Origin of the sequence: Arthrobacter sp. AG1021, assembly GCF_003633665.1 — a bacterium.
GTDB classification, from domain to species: domain Bacteria; phylum Actinomycetota; class Actinomycetes; order Actinomycetales; family Micrococcaceae; genus Glutamicibacter; species Glutamicibacter soli.
The window spans coordinates 389,581-410,784 of record NZ_RBLB01000007.1 but is presented as its reverse complement, the minus strand read 5'-3'; the positions used below and the strand labels follow the sequence as shown (position 1 = coordinate 410,784).

Here is a 21,204-nt window from a genome sequence, read left to right as displayed (position 1 = left end):
CCGTAGCGGGCGCCCGCCGCTGCCAACGGACCCCGTGCGGGGAACCGGGCGGCGGCTTTCGCGTTTCCACGGCACGATAGGCGTCCTCGCGGAACTGCGCATGTGGCGCACCCGGTGGCCAAATCAGGTGTGGCTATGCGCTGGATGCGAGTTTCTGCTGGATATGCTAAAGGCGCGAGGCCTGTCACCACGCCCGCACGCCACCCCAAACATCACTTGATCGCGCAAATTGCAGGAGGACTCCTCATGGCTGAGGCTGCGAAGGACCCCGTAGGGGCCCCGGATCCCGGAACCACGCAGATGCCCAAGGCCTCGCTGAGCCAGAAGGCCGAAGAGCTGGCCGCTCGCCTGGAAGAGCACAAGAACAAGGCCCAGGCGGACGCGGCGGCCAAGGCCGCGGCCGAGCGCCGGGCCGCTGCCAAGGCCGTGATCAAGGGCGACGCTCCCGCTGCCAAGCCGGAAGCCGCCAAGCCTGAACCGGCCAAGCCGGCCGAGCAGCCGGCGCAGAAGCCTGCTCCGGCGAAACCTGCAGCTGCGGCCAAGCCAGCGGAATCCAAACCCGCTGCCGCCAAGCCGGCCGCAGCGGCGGCGCCAGCAAAGCCCGCGGCCAAGACCACCGTGCAGCCAGCGGTGAAGGCCGCGCCAGCCGCCGCAGCTGCTCCGGCGGCCTCCGCGAAGGCGGAAACCCCGGTGGAGGACGTCATCCGGGCGATCAAGCTGCCCCACGAAATCGCGGCGGAAAAGGCTGCGAAAGCGCAGGCCGCCCCAGCCCCCGCCACGGCGGCGGACGCCGTGGTCCCGCCGGTGTCCGTGGCACCCCAGAACGAATCCAACGCCTCCACCGCTGCTGCCGTGGCCCAGGCCCGCTCCCGCGTTTTCGGCAGCTCGGGCCCCGAAGAGGAGCCCTCAGAAGCCGCCATGAGGCGTCGCGTGGCCCGTGAGCGCGCCTTGAACTCCAAGCCCGCAATGGCCCGCCCGGCGCAGATCCTGGTTGCGGTGATCTTCCCGATCCTGACCTTGATCGCCGCCATCCGCCTGGTGGCTACCCCCGGATTCCTGGCCTTGTCCTACGGGCGCCCTGGATTCCCCGACGACATCTACGGGTTCAGCGCCGCCGAACGGCTGACCTACGGCAGCTACGGGGTCGACTACCTGAACAACTTCGCCGGCCCGGAGTTCCTCTCGGGGCTGGTGCTGCCCACCGGCTCGGCCATGTTCACCGCCGGGGAAGTCCAGCACATGGTGGACGTGAAGAACCTGATCGGATTCGCCTACGTCCTGGGCGCCTGCCTGGCCGTGCTGATGGTCATCGGCATCTGGTACCTGGCCAAGCGCTACGCCGGCGGCGTGCGCCGCGCGCTGTTCTCCGGAGCCATCGCCACCCTGGTGCTGATCGCCGCGCTTCTCGCCATGGCGTTCATGGGATGGCAGTCATTCTTCAGCGACTTCCACGCGCTGTTCTTCTCCGAGGGAACCTGGACCTTCAAGCTCAGCGACACCCTGATCCGCCTGTACCCGGAGCAGTTCTGGATCGATTCGGCCGCGGCCGTCGCCGGACTGATCCTGCTGACGGTGGTCATTGTGCTGATCTCCTGCTGGCCCACCGGACGCCGCCGCGAAGCGGCGCGCCTGCGCCAGGAAGCCCGCGCCTTCGGACTGGGCAACTAGGCCGCACGCAGGCTGCAAAGCACGGAGGCTGGCCCACCACGCATCGTGGTGGGCCAGCCTCACTGCTTTTGCGGGACAACGATTCCTAGCGCTGGTAGAGCTCATCGGCGCGCTGCGCGAAATCGCGCAGCACGTCCTGGCGCTTGAGCTTCAACGTGCTGGTCAGGTGCCCCGATTCCTCGGTGAACTCCACCGGAAGCACCACGAACTTGCGGATGGACTCGGCCTTGGACACGGTGGAGTTCGCGAGGTCGAGGTAGCTTTGCACTTCCTGGATCACCTGCGGGTTGGCCGCGGCCTCGGCCAGCGACATGGAACCGAGCCCCTTGGCCTTGGCCCACAGCACCAGCTCCTCCGGATCCAGGGACACCATGGCGGCGATGAACGGGCGGTTCTCGCCGACCAGCACGCACTGCGCCACGATGCGCCCGGCGCGGACCATTTCCTCCAGCGGGCCGGGGGAGACGTTTTTGCCGCCCGCGGTGACGATCAGTTCCTTCTTGCGGCCGGTGACCTTCAGGTAGCCGGCCTCGTCCAGCACGCCGGTGTCGCCGGTCTTGAAATAGCCGTCGGCGTCGAAGGCCTCGGCGGTGGCTGCGGGGTTCTGGTGGTAGCCGGCGAAGACGCCGATGCCCTTGATCAGGATTTCCCCGTCCTCGGCGATCCGGACGCTGGTGCCCGGGATCGGGCGGCCCACGGTGCCGACCCGGGTGCGGGTGGCCTGGTTGACGGTGGCCGGGGCGGTGGTCTCGGTCAGGCCGTAGCCTTCGACCAGCTGGATGCCTGCCCCGCGGAAGAAGTGCGCCAGTTCCTCATTCAACGCGCTGGCCCCGGAGATCGCGTAGCCGCACTCGCCCCCGAAGACCGCGCGCAGCTTCGGGTAGAGGACCTTGCTGAACAGCGCATAGCGGGCCCGCAGCCCCAGCGGCATGCGGGCCTTCTGCCCGCGGGCCTTGGCATCGCGGATCCGGGAGACCTCGATGGCGGTCTGCTCGGCCTTCAGGAACAACTCGCCCTTGCCGCTCGCCTCGGCCGTGGACAGCGCGGTGGTGCGGATCTTCTCGAACACGCGCGGGACTGCCAGCAGGAAGCCCGGCTTGATCGCTGCCATGTCCTGGGCCAGGGTGGCGGTGGAATTCGAATGCGCGATGACGGTCCCACCGTGGATGCAGGTCTGCTGGACGGCGCGGGCCAGCACATGGGCCAGCGGCAGGAACATCAGCGTGCGGCGGCGCTCGCCCAGGATGTCTTCCATGTGCGCCGCCAGATTGTGCGCCACCAGCGCGAAGTTCGCGTGGGTCATGTTGCAGCCCTTGGGGCGTCCGGTGGTGCCGGAGGTATAGACCATCGTCGCGGTATCTGACAGCTTCATCGACGCGCGGCGCTGCTCGATGAGCTGCTCATCGACCTCGTGCTGGTCGACCAGCAGCTTGTGCAGCCCTACCGAGGGGATCAGCTCCTTGTTCGACCCGTCGGAGCCTTCGAACATGTGGGTGATGACCGGTTCGCCCAGCTGGGCTGCGGCCTGGCGCACATGCGAGCGCAGCTCGTGGTCCTCTGCGAACACCACACGCGCCCCGGAATCACGCAGGATCCATTCAATCTGGAAGGGGCTGGAGGTTTCGTAGATCGGCACGCAGACGCCGCCGGCGAACCAGATGGCTTCCTCTGCCAGCGCCCACTCGTAGCGGGTGCGCGAGATGATGGCGACCTTCCCGCCGGGCTGCAGGCCGTCGGAGACCAGTTTCATGGCCAGGCGCTTGACGTCGGCCAGGAATCCGGCGGCGGTCACTTCATGCCAGGTGCCCGAGCGCTGGACCATGAACAGGGCCTGCCCGCCGGAGGCCGCGACGCGGTCCAGGAGCAGGTTGGTGGCGTTCACTTCTGGCGCCAGATCCGTCAGCTGCTCGACGTGCACTTCTTGCATGGAAGATGATTCCTTTGACATCGTTGGTGACGCGTTCCATAGGAAAACCGCGCCATTAGGTGGTGCGTGGGGCGCGGCGGCAGCGGGGGACTATCCCCAGTTGGGGATCCAGCGCAGCGCACGCCAGTACTCATCATCGATCAGCTCGCCGCTCCAGATCGGCCAGAACAGGGCGGAAACCAGCAGCAGAACTGCCAGGAACACGGAGACCGCGGCAACCCGGGGGCGTGTAGCCGCGCCCCGGCGAGGATCGCTGGAAATGAACTTCCCTATCATATACGTCAGCGCGAGGACCATGGCCGGAACCATCGGCAGGGTGTAGAAGAAATACATGGTGCGCTCGGGGTACATCAGCCAGGGCAGGAAGCCGGCGGCGCCGGCCGAGAGGATGGCCCCGGCCCGCCAGTCGCGGGCGCCGATCCACCACAGGATCAGCAGCAGCATGCTCAGCGAGCAGGCCCACCACATCACCGGGTTCGGCAGGTCGGTGATGACTTCGGTGCAGCGCGAGACGTCGCACCCGTTGACACCCTGGTCGTAGCCTTCGAAATAGAACATCACCGGGCGTCCGGCGAAGGGCCAGGTCCATGGGGAGGACTGCCAGCCGTGCGGGGATCCCAGGCCCGTGTGGAAGGTGTAGCCGGCCTGGTGGTATTCCCACAGCGAGCGCAGCGGCGCCGGCAGCCAGCTGATTCCCTCGCCCGGATGCTCCTCGGCCCAGTGCCGGTAGCGCCCGCCGCTGGTGGCGAACCAGCCGGCCCAGGTGGACAGGTAGGTCAGCAGGACCACCGGCATCATGGTCGCGAAGGCGTAGATGCCGTCGCGCGCCAGCGCGGAGCTGAACCACTTGTGGATGCCGGCGGTGCGCCGTGCGGAGAAGTCCCACAGCACGGCCATCACGCAGAACACCGCGACGAAGGAGAGCGCCGACCACTTCACGCCGACCGCGCAGCCGAGCATCACCGCGGCAGCCAGCCGCCACGGCCGCCACCAGAGCATGGGGCCGCGGGTCAGCAGGAAGTCGTCGGGCCGGTTGCCGGCGGGCACCGCGAGTTTTTTCGCCAGCGACAGCCTGCCGTGGGCGCGGTCCTTGAGCAGCGCGTAGAACGCGGCGCTGATGAAGAACATCAGGAAGATGTCCAGCAGCGCGGTGCGCGACATGACAATCGAGTGCCCGTCGACTGCCATGAGCAGCCCGGCGATGCCTGCCAGGTAGTGCGAGCCGAACAGCTGCCGGGCGCTGAGCGTGACCAGCAGGACCGCCAGGGTGCCGAACAGCGCGGCGGAGAAACGCCAGCCCATGCCGTTGAAGTCCCCGAAGAGCAGCATGCCCAGGCCGATCAGCCATTTGCCCAGCGGCGGGTGCACCACGAAGGATGGCTCGTTGGTCAGCCGCGGATCGCCGGCGATGAACTGCTCGTTGATGTCTTCTTCCCACTCGCGCTCGTAGCCGCTTTGCAGCATCGAGTACGCGTCCTTGACGTAGTAGGTCTCGTCGAAGATGAGCATGTGGGGGTGCGAGAGGTTGATGAAGCGCAGCAGCCCTGCAATGAGCGTGACCGCCAGCGGAATGATCCACATCAGCGGCCCCCGGGGAGCCGTCGCGGTCAGCAACCGCAGTTTCAGGCTCTCCAAGGTGAAGGCTTGGCGCGCTGATCGCACGTGACCGGTGTCCGGGGTTTGCAAGGCAGTGGGGCTCATCAAGAGTCATGCTACCGGCGCGCTTGGGAGAATGTGCGCTTTTCCTAATTCGCGTAGGCTAAAGAATGTGCAGAACTCAGAGAATGAGGGCGTCATCGTCCTGGGAGCCACCCCCATTGGCAATTTGTCCGACGCGTCACCGCGCCTGAAGGAAATCATGGTGAGCGCAGATATCATCGCTGCGGAAGACACCAGGAACTTCCACCACCTGGCCAACGCGCTGGGGCTGAAGATCAACGCCCGGGTCATGAGCTTGCATGAGCACAACGAGGCCCACAAGCTCTCCGAGGTGCTGGAGCTGGCCAAAACCGGAGCCACCATCCTGGTGGTCTCGGACGCCGGCATGCCCGCTGTCTCGGATCCCGGCTACCCGTTGGTGGCCGCCGCCCTGGACGAGGGAATCCGCGTCACCGCGGTGCCCGGCCCGTCAGCGGTGCTCACCGCGCTGGCCTTGTCGGGCTTGCCGACCGGCCGCTTCACCTTCGAGGGCTTCTTGCCGCGCAAGGCCGGCGAACGCCGCAAGCGCCTGGACGCGCTGCTGCACGAGGAACGCACCATGGTGTTCTTCGAAGCCCCGCACCGCGTCGCCGATTTCCTGGAAGCGGCGATCGAGGCCTTCGGCGCCGACCGGCAGGCGGCCGTGGCCCGCGAGCTGACCAAGAAGTTCGAGGAAGTCCGCCGCGACAGCCTGGGTGAACTGCACCGTTGGGCGTTGGAAGGGCTTCGCGGTGAAATCGTGGTGGTGGTGTCGGGGGCTCCTGAACCGGAAGCGGCCTCCATCGAGGACCTGCTGCCCAAGGTCGCGGAACTGGTCGACGGCGGGACCCGGATGAAGCAGGCAGTCGCGGACGTGGCGGAGCAGCACGGCGTGAAAAAACGAGACCTTTACGAGGCAGTCTTGGCTGAACGTAAGGAAAGTGAAATATAGGCGTCTTGGCGTAGGCTGAATGCACAATGAATCTGCGCTTTCGTAGTGCAACGGGCGATTTACAGCGCCAGCGTGCCGAGAATAGCGTTGGGATCAACGAAGATTAGCTTCATTTAGAGTTTCAGGAGATGTGCGTATGTCGATTACTGCTCAGCGCGAAGCCGAGTTGCTCGCCAAGGTGCCAACCGGCCTTTTGATCAACGGCGAATGGCGCGATGCCTCGGATGGCGGCACCTTTGACGTGCTGGACCCGGCCACCGGACAGAAGCTGCTGACCTTGGCCAGCGCCACCAGCGAAGACGCCATGGCCGCCCTTGACGCCGCCGATGCAGTACAGGCCGAATGGGCCCTGACCGCTCCACGCGAACGCGCCGAGATCCTGCGCCGCGCCTTCGACCTGGTCACCGAGCGCAAGGACGACTTCGCGCTGCTGATGAGCCTGGAAATGGGCAAGCCGCTGGCCGAGGCCTACGGCGAGGTCACCTACGGCGCCGAGTTCCTGCGCTGGTTCTCCGAAGAGACCGTGCGCCACTACGGCCGCTACATCACCACCCCTGAGGGCAAGAACAAGGTCCTGGTCCAGCACAAGCCTGTCGGCCCGTGCCTGCTGATCACCCCATGGAACTTCCCGCTGGCCATGGCCACCCGCAAGGTCGGCCCGGCAGTTGCCGCAGGCTGCACCATGGTGCTCAAGCCAGCCAAGCTGACCCCGCTGACCAGCCAGCTGTTCGCCGCCACCATGATGGAAGCCGGCCTGCCGGCCGGCGTGCTGAACGTGGTCTCCGGCGCTTCGGCCTCGAAGATCTCCGGCCCGCTGATGCAGGACGACCGCCTGCGCAAGGTGTCCTTCACCGGCTCCACCCCGGTGGGTAAGCAGCTGATGAAGGACGCCGCGGACAAGGTGCTGCGCACCTCGATGGAACTGGGCGGCAACGCGCCGTTCATCGTCTTCGAGGACGCCGACCTGGACGCTGCAGTCGAGGGCGCCATGGCCGCCAAGATGCGCAACATGGGCGAGGCCTGCACCGCTGCCAACCGCTTCCTGGTGCACCAGGACGTGGCCGAGGAATTCACCGCCAAGTTCGCCGCCGCCATGAAGGCGCTGAAGCCGGGGCGCGGCACCGAGGCCGACTCCACCGTCGGCCCGCTGGTCGAGGAAAAGGCCCGCGACGAGGTCCACGCACTGGTTGAGGCAGCCGTTTCCAACGGCGCCACCGCCATCGTCGGCGGCGCGCCGGTCGAGGGCCCGGGCTACTTCTACCAGCCGACCGTGCTGGCCAACGTAGCCAACGATGCCGAGATCCTGGGCCAGGAAATCTTCGGCCCGGTGGCACCGGTGACCACCTTCACCTCCGAGGAGCACGCCATCAAGCTGGCCAACGCTTCGGAGTACGGCCTGGCGTCCTACATCTACTCCAAGGACTTCAACCGCCTGTTCCGCGTGGCAGAGCAGATCGAGTTCGGCCTGGTCGGCTTCAACGCCGGCGTCATCTCCAACGCCGCGGCGCCGTTCGGCGGCGTGAAGCAGTCGGGCCTCGGCCGCGAAGGCGGCGCCGAGGGCCTGGCCGAGTACACCACCGTGCAGTACATCGGCATCGCCGATCCGTACGCGGCCAAGTAGGCAGCACCGGTAGAACGCCGACGGGCGGTCCCCTTGCGGGGGCCGCCCGTCGGCTGCTTTAAACCGTCCTAGCTCGCTGTGCTCCGGGCGGCCCGGGAATCGTCAAGCCGCCGCAGCCTCGCCGTCCGCAGGGACGCGGGGAAGAGCGCTGCGGCCAGCCGGGCGCGCAGCGGCAGGGACAGGTGCAACTGCGCGCGCACCGACTGCAGGTCGGGAACCAGCTGCTTTGCGGCACCGGGTTCCGGATGCCGGGAGGCGTAGAAGCTGGCCTGGATGGCAGTTTCCAGCCGCCGCAGTTCGGCATCGAGCCCGGTGAAATCGTCCCCGAGCCTGCGGGTGTAGTCGCTGACCGATTCCTGCTCCCCGGCCCGCCGTCCGGCATCGGCGCCGATGGCCTGCAACTCCACCCACAGCGCGTCGGCTGCGGGTTCGCCGCCGGCGGCGATCAGCATCTGGCGCTGCCTGGCCAGGTGCCGGCGCCGCAGCGGGGCCAGCGAGAGCGCCCCGCCGACCACGACGGCCAGCAGCGCCAGCGCCCGCCAGCCGTTGGCGGGTTCTCCCGGAGCCGCCTGCGGCGCGGCGGCCGGGGCGCTGGCCTCGGGCGATTCCGCGGGGCGCTGGGTGGCGCGGTCCGTGGGGACCTCCTCGTCGCCGAATTCCGCAGGCCCGGCGGTGCTGGTTTCCTGCGGGGCGTAGCTCGGCGGCTGGCCCTGCCCAGGGGTCGGCTCGAAGGGCACCCAGCCCAGCCCCTGGAGGTAGAGCTCGGGCCAGGAATGCGACTGCTGGCCGGTGACCGAATACCCGGTCAGCTTGGTGCCCGGCTCCAGCCTCGACTCCAGCTCGCTTTCGGCAGCGTCCTTGCCGACCTGAACGGTCTTGCCGTTGGCCTTGCCCGGCGCGTAGCCCACCGCGATCCGCGAGGGGATCCCCGCCTCCCTGGCCATCAGGGCCATGGCGGAGGCGAAGTGCACGCAGTATCCCTGCCGGCGTTCAAGGAAGGCTTCGACCACACGCTTGTTCGCGCCGTCGTAGCCTTCGCGCAGCGGGGTGCGCTCCGAGTACACGAACTTGCGCGAGCGCAGGAAATCCTGGATCGCCACGGCCTTCTCGAAGTCGCTGCCGGTCGAGTCGGCATCCGTGTAGGCCTCGTCCAGGGCGCCGTCCAGGGAGGTGCGCAGCGTATTTTCCGGGTCCTCGGGCAGCTGGCGGTAGACCTCGCCGGGCTCGTCCTGCGGCACCCCGCCGAAGAAGCCCAGATTGCGGGCCATCTGCGGGCTGAGGTCCAATTCCGAGTACGCCACCGAAACATCCCCGGTCGCCGCTACCGCATCGCCGCTGAGCCGGGCCACCGAGGATTCGGGGACCCAGTTCCAGATGCCGACGATGCCCTCCACGAAGTAGCTGCGGTTCGGCAGCGGCAGCACCGGGGAGGAGATGCCGTTGGCCCATTCAAGCCTTGCCACCTGTTCGTTGGCGTTGAAGGTGGTGAAGTCCTCCTGCATGGCGGTGTTGCCGAAGTAGGTGTCCTTGGGCAGCGCCTCGTTGGGTTCCCAGCGGGCCTGCGACAGGTCCTCGATGACCGAGGTGCGCAGGTACGGGGCCTTGTCCGAGCTGGTGTAGTAGCTGAGCACGGTGCTGCCGTTGTTGGCGCGCAGGTCCCGGCCCAGGGTCAGCAGCGGATCGACGTTGCTGGCCAGCAGGTCTCCGGATGGGCGGATGCCTTCCGGGAACATGCCCTTGCGAAAGCCCGGCATCCAGAAGCCGGCAGCCAGCATCGCCGCAATGCAGACCAGCGCGGTGGCCCCGAGGAATCCGAGCTGCCGCGGGGCAGGGAATTTCGGATGGGCCGGCGGCTGGCCGCCGCGGAACAGGTAGGGCAGCAGGGCCGTGTAGCCCAGCACCGCCGCGAGCAGCAGCGCCAGGTTCCAGATGCCGGCGCCTTCCTGCTTGAACAGCGAGGCGACCACCGGGGCGAAGCACAACGGGGCGATCACCAGCAGCGCGACCTTGCGGAAGCTTGCCAGCAGCTCGATGAGCAGGCTGATCGCCACCGCGCAGACCAGGATGGCGAAGGCCACGTAGCGCGAGTAGGCCACCGGCGGCACCTGGGTGGACAGCTGCAAGGCCGCCTCGGAGAGCACCGCGTTGAACCACTGGAATCCGGTGAGCGTGTACCCGGTGGACAGCATGGCTTCGTGCTGGACCAGGGCGACCAGCGCCACCAGCATGGCGACCGGGTAGGCGACCCAGCGCAGCCCGGTGATTCCGCGCAGCACCCCTGCGCTGAGGTGGATGGCCAGCAGCGGCAGCACCAGCGCCGGGAACCACGCCCGGCCTTCCACCACGCCGGTCAGCGAGGCGAATCCGGCGAGCACCGCCACGGCCAGGCAGAGCGCTGCCGCGGTGCGGGCCAGCAGGTTGTGGGTCATCGGCGCGGCGGGCGCCGGCCGCCGGGATTCGGGGTCCGGGGCCGGGAGGGCGGGGGAGTCGTGCAGGGTTGCGCTCATGAGACACCTCGCGCGTCGTCCAGGGAACCGTTGCCGTGCAGCAGGTGGATGTTCCATCCGGTGCGGGCCATCAGCTGCTGGACCTGCGCGTAGCGTTCGGGATGGGCGGCCAGCAGGAACAGCTCCACGTGGCGCACCGTGCGGGACAGGGCCGCCAAGGCGGCGGCCTGGTCGAGGCTCACCTGGCCGAGAATCATGATCACCGGTTCTTCGCGCATCGAGAGCAGCTCGCGGTGCAGATTCGCTCCGATCAGGTCCTGGGCCTGGTGCTGGCCCGGTGCGGCGGGCAGCGGACCGAGTTCGGCGCTGGCCAGGTGGAAGTCCTCGAAGCTACAGCGGGCGGCATGCTCGGAAAGCCGCAGGGATTCCCCGCCCACCAGCGGGCTGCCGTCCAGGTCCCGGAACAACAGCTGGTAGCCGCTGTCCGCGTAGCGCTGGCCGATGCTGCAGGCCAGCGACAGCGCGTTCTCGAAGCGGCGGCTGCTGGACAGTTCCGGGCCCAGACCCTGCGGGATGCCGATCCGCAGGTCAGCGCCGCCGGATTGCCAATGCTCCGCGGTGCGGTCAAGCACCATCAGCGCCTGGGCGGTGGCCACGTGGTTCTCCTGGCGCACCATGAGTTTCCCGTGGCGCGCGGTGGCCTTCCAGTGCACCTGACGGATCGAATCTCCCTGCTGGTAGTCGCGCGTGGCCACGTCGTAGTAGTCGGCGGTGGTGCTGCGGGAGAACCGGGCGTCGCCGGTGAGCATGCGTTCACCCAGCGAGGCGAAACGCGCCAGCGGGTGGATCTGGGCGCGCACCGGCACCGGCTGCGGCTGCCCGATGGACACCATGCCGCGGATCAATCCCAGCGGATCGGAGATCACCTGCCGGGCCGGGCCCAGCAGGTGGACGCCGCGCGAGCGGAACACCAGCTCGTAGTCGACCGCGCCGGGGCCCTCCAGCTCGGGTCCGGGGCCGAATTCTTCGGGCAGGGTTTCGCGGATGCGCACCTCGTCAGGGCATTCGAGGGTGACCAGCGCGGGCTCCGCCACGGTGGCCGCGGGGGAGTGCAGCGCCCGGCGCAGGCTGGTGGTGCGCCGGGCGCGCAGGACGAGCAGCCAGCTGGCAATTGCCAGCGCGGCCAGCCCGACGCCCAGGGCCATGAGCTCGTGGCGCCCCAGGACATAGGCCAGGGCGATCAGCCCCGCCCCGGCCCCCAGGGTGTACCAGCCGCGCGGGGTGAACAGGTCCAGATGCCACCGGCGCAGGGCTTCGGGGCCCGGCTCGGAGCGCGTCCAGGACAGGGCGTTGCGCGAGTCGAAGCGCTGGGGCTTGTCCATGGGCTCACCGCCTAGCTGACCGGCGTGCTGGCCAGCAGTTCCTGCACGACGGCCGCCGGTTCCACCCCGTCGGCCAAGGCCCGGCGGGTGAGGATCAGCCGGTGGCTGAGCACCATTTCCGCCACCGCGCGCACGTCCTCGGGCAGCACGTGGTCCCGCCCGGAGATCGCGGCGTGGGACTTGGCGGCGCGCACCCACTGCAGCAGCGCGCGCGGCGAAGCGCCCAGCTGCACCTGCGGGTGCTCGCGCGAGGCTCGCCCCAGATCCACCACGTAGGCGCTCAGCCGGTCGGTGACCGTGACGAGCTTGACCTGCTCGATCATCCGGACCAGCTCCTCCAGCTGCAGCACCGGAGCCAGCGACTGCAGCGGCTCGTCCCGGTGGTGGCTGCCGAGCATCGCCAGCTCGTCGTCCCGCCGCGGGTAGCCCATGGAAATCCTGCCCATGAACCTGTCGCGCTGGGCCTCGGGCAGGGCGAAGGTGCCTTCGGAGTCGATGGGGTTCTGGGTGGCGACCACCATGAACGGGCGCTGCAACGGGTGGGTGATGGAATCCACGGTCACCTGCTGCTCCTCCATGCATTCGAGCAGCGCGGACTGGGTTTTGGCGTTGGCGCGGTTGATCTCGTCGGCAATGACGATGTTCGCGAAGATGGGGCCCGGGTGGAAGGTGAACTCGTGGGTCTGCGGGGAATACACGGAGACGCCGGTGACGTCGCTGGGCAGCAGGTCCGGGGTGAACTGGATGCGGTGCACCGAACCGTCCACGCTGCGCGCCAGGGACTTGGCCAGCATGGTCTTGCCGACCCCCGGCACGTCCTCCACCAGCAGGTGGCCTTGGGCCAGCAGCACCACCAGGGCGTTGGTGACCGCTTCGGGTTTGCCGGTGATGACGGTTTGCACCGCTTCGAGGACGCGCTGGCAATTGTGCCTGAACGACGAGTCGAGCGAAGGCAACGTTGGGTTTGCGCTCATGCGCATCCTCCTGACGGGTTCAGCCTGTCCGCAAGGTCGTTGCGGACAGTCGAATCCTGATAGCTGTTGCACATATCGTATGGGGTTCTTTTATCCAGTAACAGACTCTAATTGCCCGAATCCGGCCCCGTCGGCTTCACCTGCGCGCGGGCGGGGTGAGAGAATGACTGGTGGGCCCAGCGCCCGGAAGACCAGCGGATGTGAAGGACCAGCGGTGCCAGCAAAGAACGAAGCGACGAACTCCGACGATATCTACGCCGGCATCCCCACGGCCTACCGCCCCGACGCCCAGCAGGCTGCGGCCGCGGACGGGGAGCGGGGCCGCTCTGGGACCAATGAAAAGGGCGGATCGAAGCGCAACCTGCGGTATCCCGAAGCGCCGGACCCGCTGCCGGTGGCGGTGGTGGACAACCACACGCACCTGGACTTCCTGGACGGAGAGGTCCGGGTCGAAGCCGCCGACGCGCTGGCCGCCGCGGCGGCCGTGGGGGTCAAGGGCCTGATCCAGGTCGGCTGCGACGTCGAGTCCTCCGAATACGCCGTCAAGGCGGCCAACGATTTCCCCAACGTGCTGGCTGCCGTGGCCATCCATCCCAACGATGCGGCGCGGCTGGCCGAACACGGTGCCCTGGATGGGGCCATCGCCCGGATCGAGCAGCTGGCCGCCGACGGGCGGGTGCGCGCCATCGGGGAGACCGGACTTGACTACTTCCGCACCGGCGAAGAAGGACACGGCGCCCAGGAATACTCTTTCCGCGAGCATCTGCGCATCGCCGTGGAGCAGGAAAAGGCCCTGCAAATCCACGACCGTGACGCACACGACGATGTGGTGCGGATCCTGAAGGATTCGACCCTGCCCGAGCGTGTGGTCTTCCACTGCTTCTCCGGCGGCGCCGAGCTGGCGCGGATCTGCAACGAGAACGGCTGGTACATGTCCTTCGCCGGGACCGTCACCTTCAAGAACTCGCACGAGCTGCGCGAGGCATTGAGCCTTGCCAAACCCGAGTTGCTGCTGGTGGAAACTGACGCGCCGTTCCTCACCCCGCACCCCTTCCGGGGGCGTCCCAACGCCAGCTACATGATCCCGTACACGGTGCGTTTCATGGCCGAAACCCGCGGCGCCCAGCTGGCGGAATTCTGCGCGCAGCTGGAGGCGAATACCCGCGAGGTGTACGGGGCATTCTAGACCCGTCGAATGTGTTGATGGCCATATGACTGTTGCTTGAAATATAACAATTCGGTTACGGTAGATGCAGATGTGTTGCACGACGGCGCCCAATTACAGGGCGGCTGGTTGACGCGCAGCCTGATCCTGGTTCCACAGCTTGGGAAACACGGCGCAGAAACTGAATGATAGACAGGCGGCCAAGCCGCCGGGCCGGACAGCATTTCCGGGGCACCTTCCGGAGCCCGGCCTACAAACGATGGGGATCTCACTACCGTGACTCACTTGCTCAAGAACCGCTGGGCTAAATACCTGGTCCAGGCGCTCGCCGTGGCCCTGGTGATTGCCGGCACCGTTTTCTATATCGCCGGCCAGAAATCAATCACCATCTCCGTCGATGGCGAGAGCAAGGTGGTTACCACCCGCGCCGCCACCGTAGCCTCCGTGCTCGAGCAGCAGGACATCACCCTGGATGAGCGCGACGAGATCTCCGTGGCAACCGACGCCCCGGTGGTCGACGCACAGAACATCGAGATCAAGCGCAACAAGTCGGTCCAGGTCAACCTGGACGGCACAGAACGCGTGGTGCACACCACCGGCATGACCGTCGCCGATCTGGTCGAGGAGCTCGACCTGGAAAAGGGCACCGAGATCTCCATGGATGAATCGCAGAACCTGGCCGCAGTCGCCAGCGACATCGAGATCATCACCCCGAAGGCAGTCACCCTGCAGGTGGACAAGAAGAAGACCGAGGTTTCGACCACCGCGCAGACCGTCAAGGAACTGCTCGCCGAGGAAAACGTCTCCCTGGGCAACGACGACGAGGTCAACGTCAAGGTCAAGAAGGACACCGAGAAGGACGTCGAGACCAGCACCAAGATCGCCGACGGCCAGCAGATCGAGGTCATCAAGGTCAGCATCAAGACCTGGGATGAGACCCGCGACATCGCCTTCGAGACCGAGAAGGTCAAGGACAAGAACCTGGCCAAGGGCAAGACCAAGGTGGAAACCAAGGGCGAAAAGGGCGAGCGCGAGCTGACCCTGCGCCAGGAGACCCGCAACGGCAAGAAGGGCGAGGAAGAAGTCCTGAAGGCCAAGGTCACCAAGAAGCCTGTTGCCGAGGTTGTCAAGGTCGGCACCAAGGAAGAAAAGAAAGAAGAGAAGAAGGAATCCTCTTCCAAGTCCACCAAGGCCCCGTCTGGCAGCGTCTCCTCGGCCTGGGCGGCCCTGGCCAAGTGCGAGTCCGGCGGCAACTGGTCGATCAACACCGGCAACGGCTACTACGGCGGCCTGCAGTTCTCGGCTTCCTCGTGGCGTGCAGTGGGCGGCACCAAGTACGCGCCGCTGCCGCACCAGGCAACTCCTGCCGAGCAGGTTGCCGCAGCCGAGAAGCTGCGTGCCAGCGGCGGCTGGGGCCACTGGCCAGCCTGCTCGTCTAAGCTGGGCCTGCGCTAAGCACCGCCCCGGACACTTCATTGAGCGCAACGCGCCGGTTCAGCGAACCGGCGCGTTGCGCTTTTTCCGCGCCCGACTCAGGCTGAACTAGAATTGAGAACGTGATGTCTAAGGAATCTTTGCCGCTGCTTGGGGCCACCGAAATCCGTCGCCTGGCCGATGAGCTGGGGATCCGGCCCACCAAGACCCTGGGCCAGAACTTCGTGATCGATGGGAACACCATCCGTCGCATCGTGGCGGCCGCCCACGTCTCCCCGGAGGAAACCGTGCTGGAGGTCGGGCCGGGGCTCGGTTCGCTGACCCTGGGCATCATGGACGCCGCCGACAAGGTGGTCGCCGTGGAGATCGATCCGCCGCTGGCCAAGCGCCTTCCGCAGACCATGGCCGAGTTCCGTCCGGGCCGTGAAAAGGACCTGACGGTGATCCTCTCGGATGCCATGAAGGTCACCGAGCTTCCCGGGGAGCCCACCGCGCTGGTGGCAAACCTCCCCTACAACGTCGCGGTCCCCGTGGTGCTGCACCTGCTGGAGCACTTCCCCTCGATCCGCCACGGCCTGGTGATGGTCCAGGACGAGGTGGCCGACCGCATGAGCGCGAGCCCGGGCAGCAAGATCTACGGCGTGCCGTCGGTCAAGGGCGCCTGGTACGGAACCATGCGCAAGGCTGGGGTCATCGGCATGAACGTCTTCTGGCCGGCCCCCAAGATCCATTCAGGCCTGGTCGGGTTCACCCGCGACAAGGACCGCAGCGATGCGCCGGACCGCAAGCAGGTCTTCGCGATCATCGACGCCGCCTTCGCCCAACGCCGCAAGACCCTGCGCGCAGCGCTCTCCGGCTGGGCAGGGTCCGGCATGCGCGCCGAGCAGATCCTCACGCTGGCGGGCATCGACCCGAAGGAACGCGGCGAGAAGCTGGATATCGACGGGTTCATCGCAATCGCCCGCGCCGCCGAGCAGGTCCCGACCGAACCGAAGCCAGAGTCCTAGGCATGGCCAAACAGCGAGTTATTGCCACTGCGCCGGGCAAGATCAATGTCTATTTCCGTGTCGGCCCGCCCCGCGAAGACGGCTACCACGAGGTCGCCAGCCTGTATGTCGCGGTGTCTCTGCTGGAGCAGATCGAAGCGACGCTGCGCGAGGATAAGGAACTGCAGCTGAGCCTTGAACCTGGTTCCGCGGTGGTTTCAGACCCGGAGAACTTCCCGCTGGGCGAGCACAACCTGGTGTACAAGGCCGCGCAGCTGCTGCGCGAGCACACCGGCTGCACCCTCGGCGCGAACCTGCATATCACCAAGCGGGTGCCCATTGCCGGCGGCATGGGCGGCGGTTCAGCGGATGCTGCGGCAACCCTGGTGGCCTGCAACGAGCTGTGGCAGACGGGCCTGGACCGCGAGGAGCTTGGGCGCCTCGGAGCCCGGCTGGGCGCGGACGTGCCTTTCGCGTTGATGGGCGGCGCGGCCATCGGCTTGGGGGTGGGGGACAAGCTCGCCCCGCTGCTGACCCGCGCCAAGACCCAGTGGGTGCTGATCCCCGCCAGCTACGGGCTGTCTACCCCGCGCGTCTACGCCATGCTCGACCGGTTGCGCAACGGGCAGGAGATCGCGGTACCCCAGGAAGTGGACCCGGATGTCATCGAGGCATTGATGCACTCGGACGCTCAGGCCCTGTCGCAGGTGCTCGTCAACGACCTGACCCAGGCCTCCCTGGCCCTGGCCCCGGAGCTGGGCACCGTGCGCGACTTGGCCGAAGGCGCCGGCGCGCTGCGGGCCATGGTCTCCGGCTCCGGCCCGACCCTGGCTCTGCTGGTGCGCGATGCCGAGCATGCCGAGCAGGTGCGGGCCCAGCTGGGCGATGAAGTGGGAGTAGCCACGCTGGCTGTCAGCGCTCCGGCGCCCGGCGCGAAGGTCGAGCTCTCCGAGTAACCTCCGGTTATTTTGCCCCAAGCTCTTGTCAGGCTATTGCCCGGCTCATAGGGTGAATCCTGAACCCGCAAAGTGAAGCACGTTCATTTTGCGATGCGGCAGTGAAGGATTCTGATGATCAACGGTCACGTCTCCCATTGGTGGGAGCACATCGGTCTGCCCGATCCTCGCCCTACCCTTACCGGCCACCACACCGCCGATGTGGCGATCGTGGGCGCCGGCTTCACCGGGCTGTGGACCGCCTACTACCTGGCCAAGGCGCAGCCGGGGCTGAAGATCATAGTGGTCGAGTCGCGCCATGTAGGCTACGGCGCTTCCGGCCGCAACGGCGGCTGGCTGACGAACACGGTGACCGGCGGCCGGGAACGCTACGTGAAGAGCCACGGCCCCAGCGCCGCCGAGGCGTTCCAGGAGGCCATGAACCGCACGGTCGCCGAGGTCATCGCCGTCTGCGAGGCCGAAGGCATCGAGGCGGACATCCAGCAGGGCGGCGAATTCGAGGTCGCCTGCACCCCTGCCCAGGAAATCCGCCTGCGCTCGCACGCGAGGTCCGAAGCCCAGTGGGCGCACACGGACACCAGGCTCCTCGAAGCTCCCGAGGCTTGCGCGAAAATCAACGTCGCCGGAACCCGGGCGGCGCTGTGGCACCCGCATGCAGCGCGCATCCACCCGGCGAAGCTGGTCAAGGCCCTGGCCGCGGTGGTCGAAAAGCTCGGCGTCACGATCTGCGAAAACACCCACGTCACCACCATTCGACCGCGCCAGCTGGAATTCGAGGGCGGAACGCTCAACGCTGAATTCATCCTGCGTGCCACCGAGGGCTTCACCTCCGGCATCAAGGGGCACAAGCGGCTGTGGCTGCCGATGAACTCCTCGATGATCGCCACCGAGCCGCTGAGCCAGGGCCTCTGGGAGGACCTGAACTGGAGCAGGGGAGAGGTGCTGGGCGACTTCGCCCACGTCTACATGTATGCCCAGCGCACCGCGGATGACCGCATCGCCATCGGCGGACGCGGGGTGCCGTACAAATTCGGCTCGCGTACGGACGCCGACGGCAAGACGCCGCAGGTGACCATCGACGGGCTGAGCGAGGTGCTGCACCGGATGTTCCCGCAGACCGCAACTGCCCGCATCGACCATGCCTGGTCCGGTGTCCTCGGGGTGCCGCGCGACTGGGCGGCCACCGTGGGCCTGGATCCGGCCACCGGCCTTGGCTGGGCCGGAGGCTACGTGGGCACCGGCGTGGCCACGACCAATCTCTCCGGGCGCACCCTGCGCGATCTGGTGCTGGGCGACTCCACGGAGCTGACCGCGCTGCCGTGGGTCAACCACCGCGTACGCCAGTGGGAGCCGGAACCGCTTCGCTGGATCGCCACCAAGGGGCTGTACGCCGCGTACGGCTGGGCCGACCGCAGCGAGTTGGACGGGCGCGGCACCACCTCGCCGATTGCCCGCATGGCGGACCTGGTTACCGGAAAGCCCTAGCGGGGACGCCTGTGGCGTGGATGGGCCGGAAGCGACGCCTGAGGTCAGCCGGCCTTCGGCTCGGGGCCGGCCATGTAGAGCAGCGCCCTGTCGTAGTCGCTGAGCAGGTCAATACGAGTGAGATTCTTGAACCGGACATTAACGACTTTGTAGTACCAGCGTGTGTTCGGATTGATCATGTGAATCCATGCTGATTTGCGGCGCAAATCTACAACCGTGCCAATCCACAACTTGTCCGGGGCTCGCTTTTCCTCGTAGAGCAGGATAAGCGGCGCGGTCGCAGAGGTTGTGCCGTAGATGCTCCCAGCAGAGCCCAGATCGATGTCGTCGAGGTTCAGCTGGGGTGCCGCCGGTGTCCGGGATTCAATGAACGGCATGAATTTGCGCTTGAGCTTCACCTTCTCGAGGTCTGCAATGCGCAGGATCATGTATCCGTTGAAGTACGCCCTGTCGCGCAATTTCACGAGCAGGACCCAGTCCTCGCCCAGCTTGCGGACGATTCCTTCCTCGCGTTCGTCCGGCGCAACACTGCGTGTGAGCCTCACTGGAATCTGCCCGTCGAGCGAATGGGCCAGCTTCCGCCGGATTTTTGATTTCGACTGTTCCTTGCTCACAATCCATCCGCCTTCGATGCGGCCTGTCCCATGCGCTTGACGGCTTCGACCAGGATCGGGCGGGGGAGCGCGAAGTTCATGCGAACGAACCCCTCGGACCCTTCGCCGCATTGGGCGCCCTCGACCAGTGCCACGCGGGCCTGGCTGAGGAAGAACTCGGCCGTTCGTTCGCCGTGCCCCAACGCCCTGGCATCCAGCCAGCCCAGATAGGTCCCCTCCGGCGGGAGCCAGAACACCCCGGGCAGATGCTCTTCCAGCAGCTCGGTGAGCAGATCCCGGTTGTCCCGAAGATAACCCAAGACCTGCTGGCGCCACGGTTCCCCGCTGTTGTACGCCGCGATGGTAGCCAGTTTGCCAGGCGTGGAGGCTCCATGACCGATGAAGAATCCCTTGTCCCGCCAGAGGTCCAGATCGGCCGGGTTGGAAAAGACCAGTTGCGCGCACTTGAGGCCCGGCATGTTGAATGCCTTGGTCGCCGAGGTTGCCGTGATGGCGTGCGCAGCAGTTTCCGGCGACAGCGAGGCATAGGGCACATGGGCCCCCTCGAAAACCAGCGAGGAATGGATCTCATCCGAGAAGACCCTGGCTCCCTGCTCCTGGACGACTTCCGACAGCGACTGCAGTTCCTGCCGCGTGTAGACCTTGCCGATGGGATTGTGCGGATTGCACAACAGCACCAGACCGCCGCCGTTCTGCAGCGCTTCGCGGATGCCGGACAGATCCATCCGCCATCCGGAGTCGCCGCGCAGCATCGGCACCTGGATAATTCGGCGGTTCTTGAGCGCCGGATAGGTCAGGAACGGCATGTAGGCCGGGGTTGGAACCACGACCGCGGCCTGCGGTTCCAGGAAGATGTCCAGCACGGCACCAAGCCCGGCCAGCACATCGGCAATTGGCGCGATGAAATCAGGATCGGGCGTCCAACCGAAGTTCCTGCCGTAGTAGTCGCTGGCCGCTGCCGCCAACTGCGCATCGAGCGCCGGAGGCGGGTAGCCGAAGAGTTCCGACTCGGCGTAGTCGCGCAGCGCTCGGCGGATGGGGGTGGCCAACGGGTAATCCATCTCCGCCACCCACGCCCCGATGGCGTGCTCATGGGCGGTCCACTTCAGCGATCCGTTGGCGCGCAGCTGCTCTTCGGTCAGCCCATCCCACTCAGCGGTAGACACGGAAGCCCACCCTTGCCGGGAGGTGTTCTCCCACCACCATCTCAACTTGTGCCCGCGCCTGGTCCTCGATCGAGTCAGGGCTCAAGGCCGCGAGGTATTCGCGGTGTTCGCTTAATGCGGCGATGGCGGCATCGATGTCCTGCTGTTCGATCTGGACGCAATGCGTCGGCGCCCCGTCGGCGAAAACAGCGATCATCTGCACTTCGGTATGCGGTGGATCGGTGAGTTCGGGGAAGATCCAGGAGTTGGCTGCGTCGGAGACCGCATCGAGAACGGCTCGGCCCACGGCCTGGTGGTCTGCTGAGTTCCGGTAGACGCCGCCGAAGGTGCGTTCAAAGTTCAGTGTGATGACCACATCGGGGCGGTGGCGTCGGATCGCTGCGGCAAAGGCGCGGCGCAACTCGATGCCGTTTTCCAACCTGCCGTCGGGCAGACCCAGGAATTCAAGCTCCTGAACTCCGACGTGGGTTATGGCCCGCCGCTGCTCTATTTCGCGCAGCGGTCCGGCCTGCGCCGGGGCCATGGTCTCGATTCCTGCTTCGCCGGCGGTCGCCAAGACGTAGGCTACCTCTTTGCCCTGCCGGGTCCAGCGGCTCACCGCCAGTGCGGTCCCGTACTCGGGGTCGTCGGGGTGCGCCATGAGCACCAGCGCCCGCTGCCAGTTCTCGTCGAAGACTTCCAACTCGGGTTCGTCGATTCGCGTGGTATCCATGGGCTCGATTCTTCCCCAAAGGGCTGCGCAATACCAGC

The 21,204-nt window shown here is 66.9% G+C and carries 16 protein-coding genes; 8 read left to right on the top strand and 8 right to left on the bottom strand.

Annotated features, from left to right (window positions below; genetic code table 11):
* Positions 1–246: 246 nt before the first annotated feature.
* Positions 247–1,668, top strand: a complete 1,422-nt coding sequence (locus DFO58_RS07365) for a TIGR01906 family membrane protein (RefSeq protein ID WP_120989955.1) — start codon at positions 247–249, stop codon at positions 1,666–1,668.
* An 85-nt stretch (positions 1,669–1,753) separates the two neighbouring features.
* On the opposite strand, the gene DFO58_RS07360 is transcribed toward DFO58_RS07365, so the two are convergent.
* On the bottom strand, positions 1,754–3,595 hold the full coding sequence (locus DFO58_RS07360; protein WP_047118460.1) for an AMP-dependent synthetase/ligase: 1,842 nt from the start codon (positions 3,593–3,595) through the stop codon (positions 1,754–1,756).
* A 90-nt stretch (positions 3,596–3,685) separates the two neighbouring features.
* Positions 3,686–5,296: a phospholipid carrier-dependent glycosyltransferase gene (locus tag DFO58_RS07355; protein ID WP_120989953.1), complete on the bottom strand. Its 1,611-nt coding sequence runs from the start codon at positions 5,294–5,296 to the stop codon at positions 3,686–3,688.
* Between the two features lie 31 nt (positions 5,297–5,327).
* On the opposite strand from DFO58_RS07355, the gene rsmI reads away from it, so the two are divergent.
* A complete protein-coding gene (gene rsmI, locus DFO58_RS07350; protein ID WP_120989951.1) occupies positions 5,328–6,224 on the top strand; it encodes a 16S rRNA (cytidine(1402)-2'-O)-methyltransferase in 897 nt (298 codons plus the stop codon).
* A 136-nt stretch (positions 6,225–6,360) separates the two neighbouring features.
* On the top strand, positions 6,361–7,845 hold the full coding sequence (locus tag DFO58_RS07345; RefSeq protein ID WP_047118463.1) for an NAD-dependent succinate-semialdehyde dehydrogenase: 1,485 nt from the start codon (positions 6,361–6,363) through the stop codon (positions 7,843–7,845).
* 68 nt (positions 7,846–7,913) lie between these two features.
* Here DFO58_RS07345 and DFO58_RS07340 read toward each other — a convergent pair whose 3' ends face one another.
* From DFO58_RS07340 to DFO58_RS07330, 3 genes are read right to left on the bottom strand one after another with little or no spacing between them, the layout of a single operon-like run.
* The gene (locus DFO58_RS07340; RefSeq protein ID WP_183043128.1) at positions 7,914–10,352 is read right to left on the bottom strand and encodes a DUF3488 and transglutaminase-like domain-containing protein; all 2,439 of its coding nucleotides are present in this window, start codon (positions 10,350–10,352) and stop codon (positions 7,914–7,916) included.
* Positions 10,349–11,674, bottom strand: a complete 1,326-nt coding sequence (locus tag DFO58_RS07335) for a DUF58 domain-containing protein (protein WP_120989947.1) — start codon at positions 11,672–11,674, stop codon at positions 10,349–10,351. Before DFO58_RS07335 ends, DFO58_RS07340 begins: the two co-directional genes overlap by 4 nt.
* Before the next feature lie 11 nt (positions 11,675–11,685).
* Positions 11,686–12,648, bottom strand: a complete 963-nt coding sequence (locus DFO58_RS07330; protein ID WP_082344653.1) for a MoxR family ATPase — start codon at positions 12,646–12,648, stop codon at positions 11,686–11,688.
* Positions 12,649–12,862: 214 nt separating this feature from the next.
* Here DFO58_RS07330 and DFO58_RS07325 point away from each other — a divergent pair, with 214 nt between their 5' ends.
* From DFO58_RS07325 to DFO58_RS07305, 5 genes are all read left to right on the top strand, one after another.
* A complete protein-coding gene (locus tag DFO58_RS07325) occupies positions 12,863–13,834 on the top strand; it encodes a TatD family hydrolase (RefSeq protein ID WP_286163515.1) in 972 nt (323 codons plus the stop codon).
* A 255-nt stretch (positions 13,835–14,089) separates the two neighbouring features.
* On the top strand, positions 14,090–15,268 hold the full coding sequence (locus DFO58_RS07320) for a resuscitation-promoting factor (protein WP_120989943.1): 1,179 nt from the start codon (positions 14,090–14,092) through the stop codon (positions 15,266–15,268).
* 104 nt (positions 15,269–15,372) lie between these two features.
* Positions 15,373–16,254 (top strand): 16S rRNA (adenine(1518)-N(6)/adenine(1519)-N(6))-dimethyltransferase RsmA, encoded by an 882-nt coding sequence (gene rsmA, locus DFO58_RS07315; protein ID WP_120989934.1) that lies wholly within the window; start codon positions 15,373–15,375, stop codon positions 16,252–16,254.
* 2 nt (positions 16,255–16,256) lie between these two features.
* Positions 16,257–17,189, top strand: coding sequence for a 4-(cytidine 5'-diphospho)-2-C-methyl-D-erythritol kinase (locus tag DFO58_RS07310; RefSeq protein ID WP_120989932.1), 933 nt, complete (start codon positions 16,257–16,259; stop codon positions 17,187–17,189).
* A 114-nt stretch (positions 17,190–17,303) separates the two neighbouring features.
* Positions 17,304–18,674 carry an FAD-binding oxidoreductase gene (locus DFO58_RS07305; RefSeq protein ID WP_120989930.1) on the top strand — a complete coding sequence of 457 codons (1,371 nt, stop codon included), beginning with the start codon at positions 17,304–17,306 and terminating at the stop codon, positions 18,672–18,674.
* 44 nt (positions 18,675–18,718) lie between these two features.
* On the opposite strand, the gene DFO58_RS07300 is transcribed toward DFO58_RS07305, so the two are convergent.
* The 3 genes from DFO58_RS07300 to DFO58_RS07290 are packed head-to-tail and all read right to left on the bottom strand — an operon-like array spanning position 18,719 to position 21,166.
* A complete protein-coding gene (locus DFO58_RS07300; RefSeq protein WP_120989928.1) occupies positions 18,719–19,288 on the bottom strand; it encodes a hypothetical protein in 570 nt (189 codons plus the stop codon).
* Positions 19,285–20,454 carry an aminotransferase class I/II-fold pyridoxal phosphate-dependent enzyme gene (locus DFO58_RS07295; RefSeq protein WP_120989926.1) on the bottom strand — a complete coding sequence of 390 codons (1,170 nt, stop codon included), beginning with the start codon at positions 20,452–20,454 and terminating at the stop codon, positions 19,285–19,287. The genes DFO58_RS07300 and DFO58_RS07295 overlap by 4 nt, the downstream gene beginning before the upstream one ends.
* The gene (locus DFO58_RS07290) at positions 20,441–21,166 is read right to left on the bottom strand and encodes a PIG-L family deacetylase (RefSeq protein ID WP_220668534.1); all 726 of its coding nucleotides are present in this window, start codon (positions 21,164–21,166) and stop codon (positions 20,441–20,443) included. The genes DFO58_RS07295 and DFO58_RS07290 overlap by 14 nt, the downstream gene beginning before the upstream one ends.
* Positions 21,167–21,204: the final 38 nt, after the last annotated feature.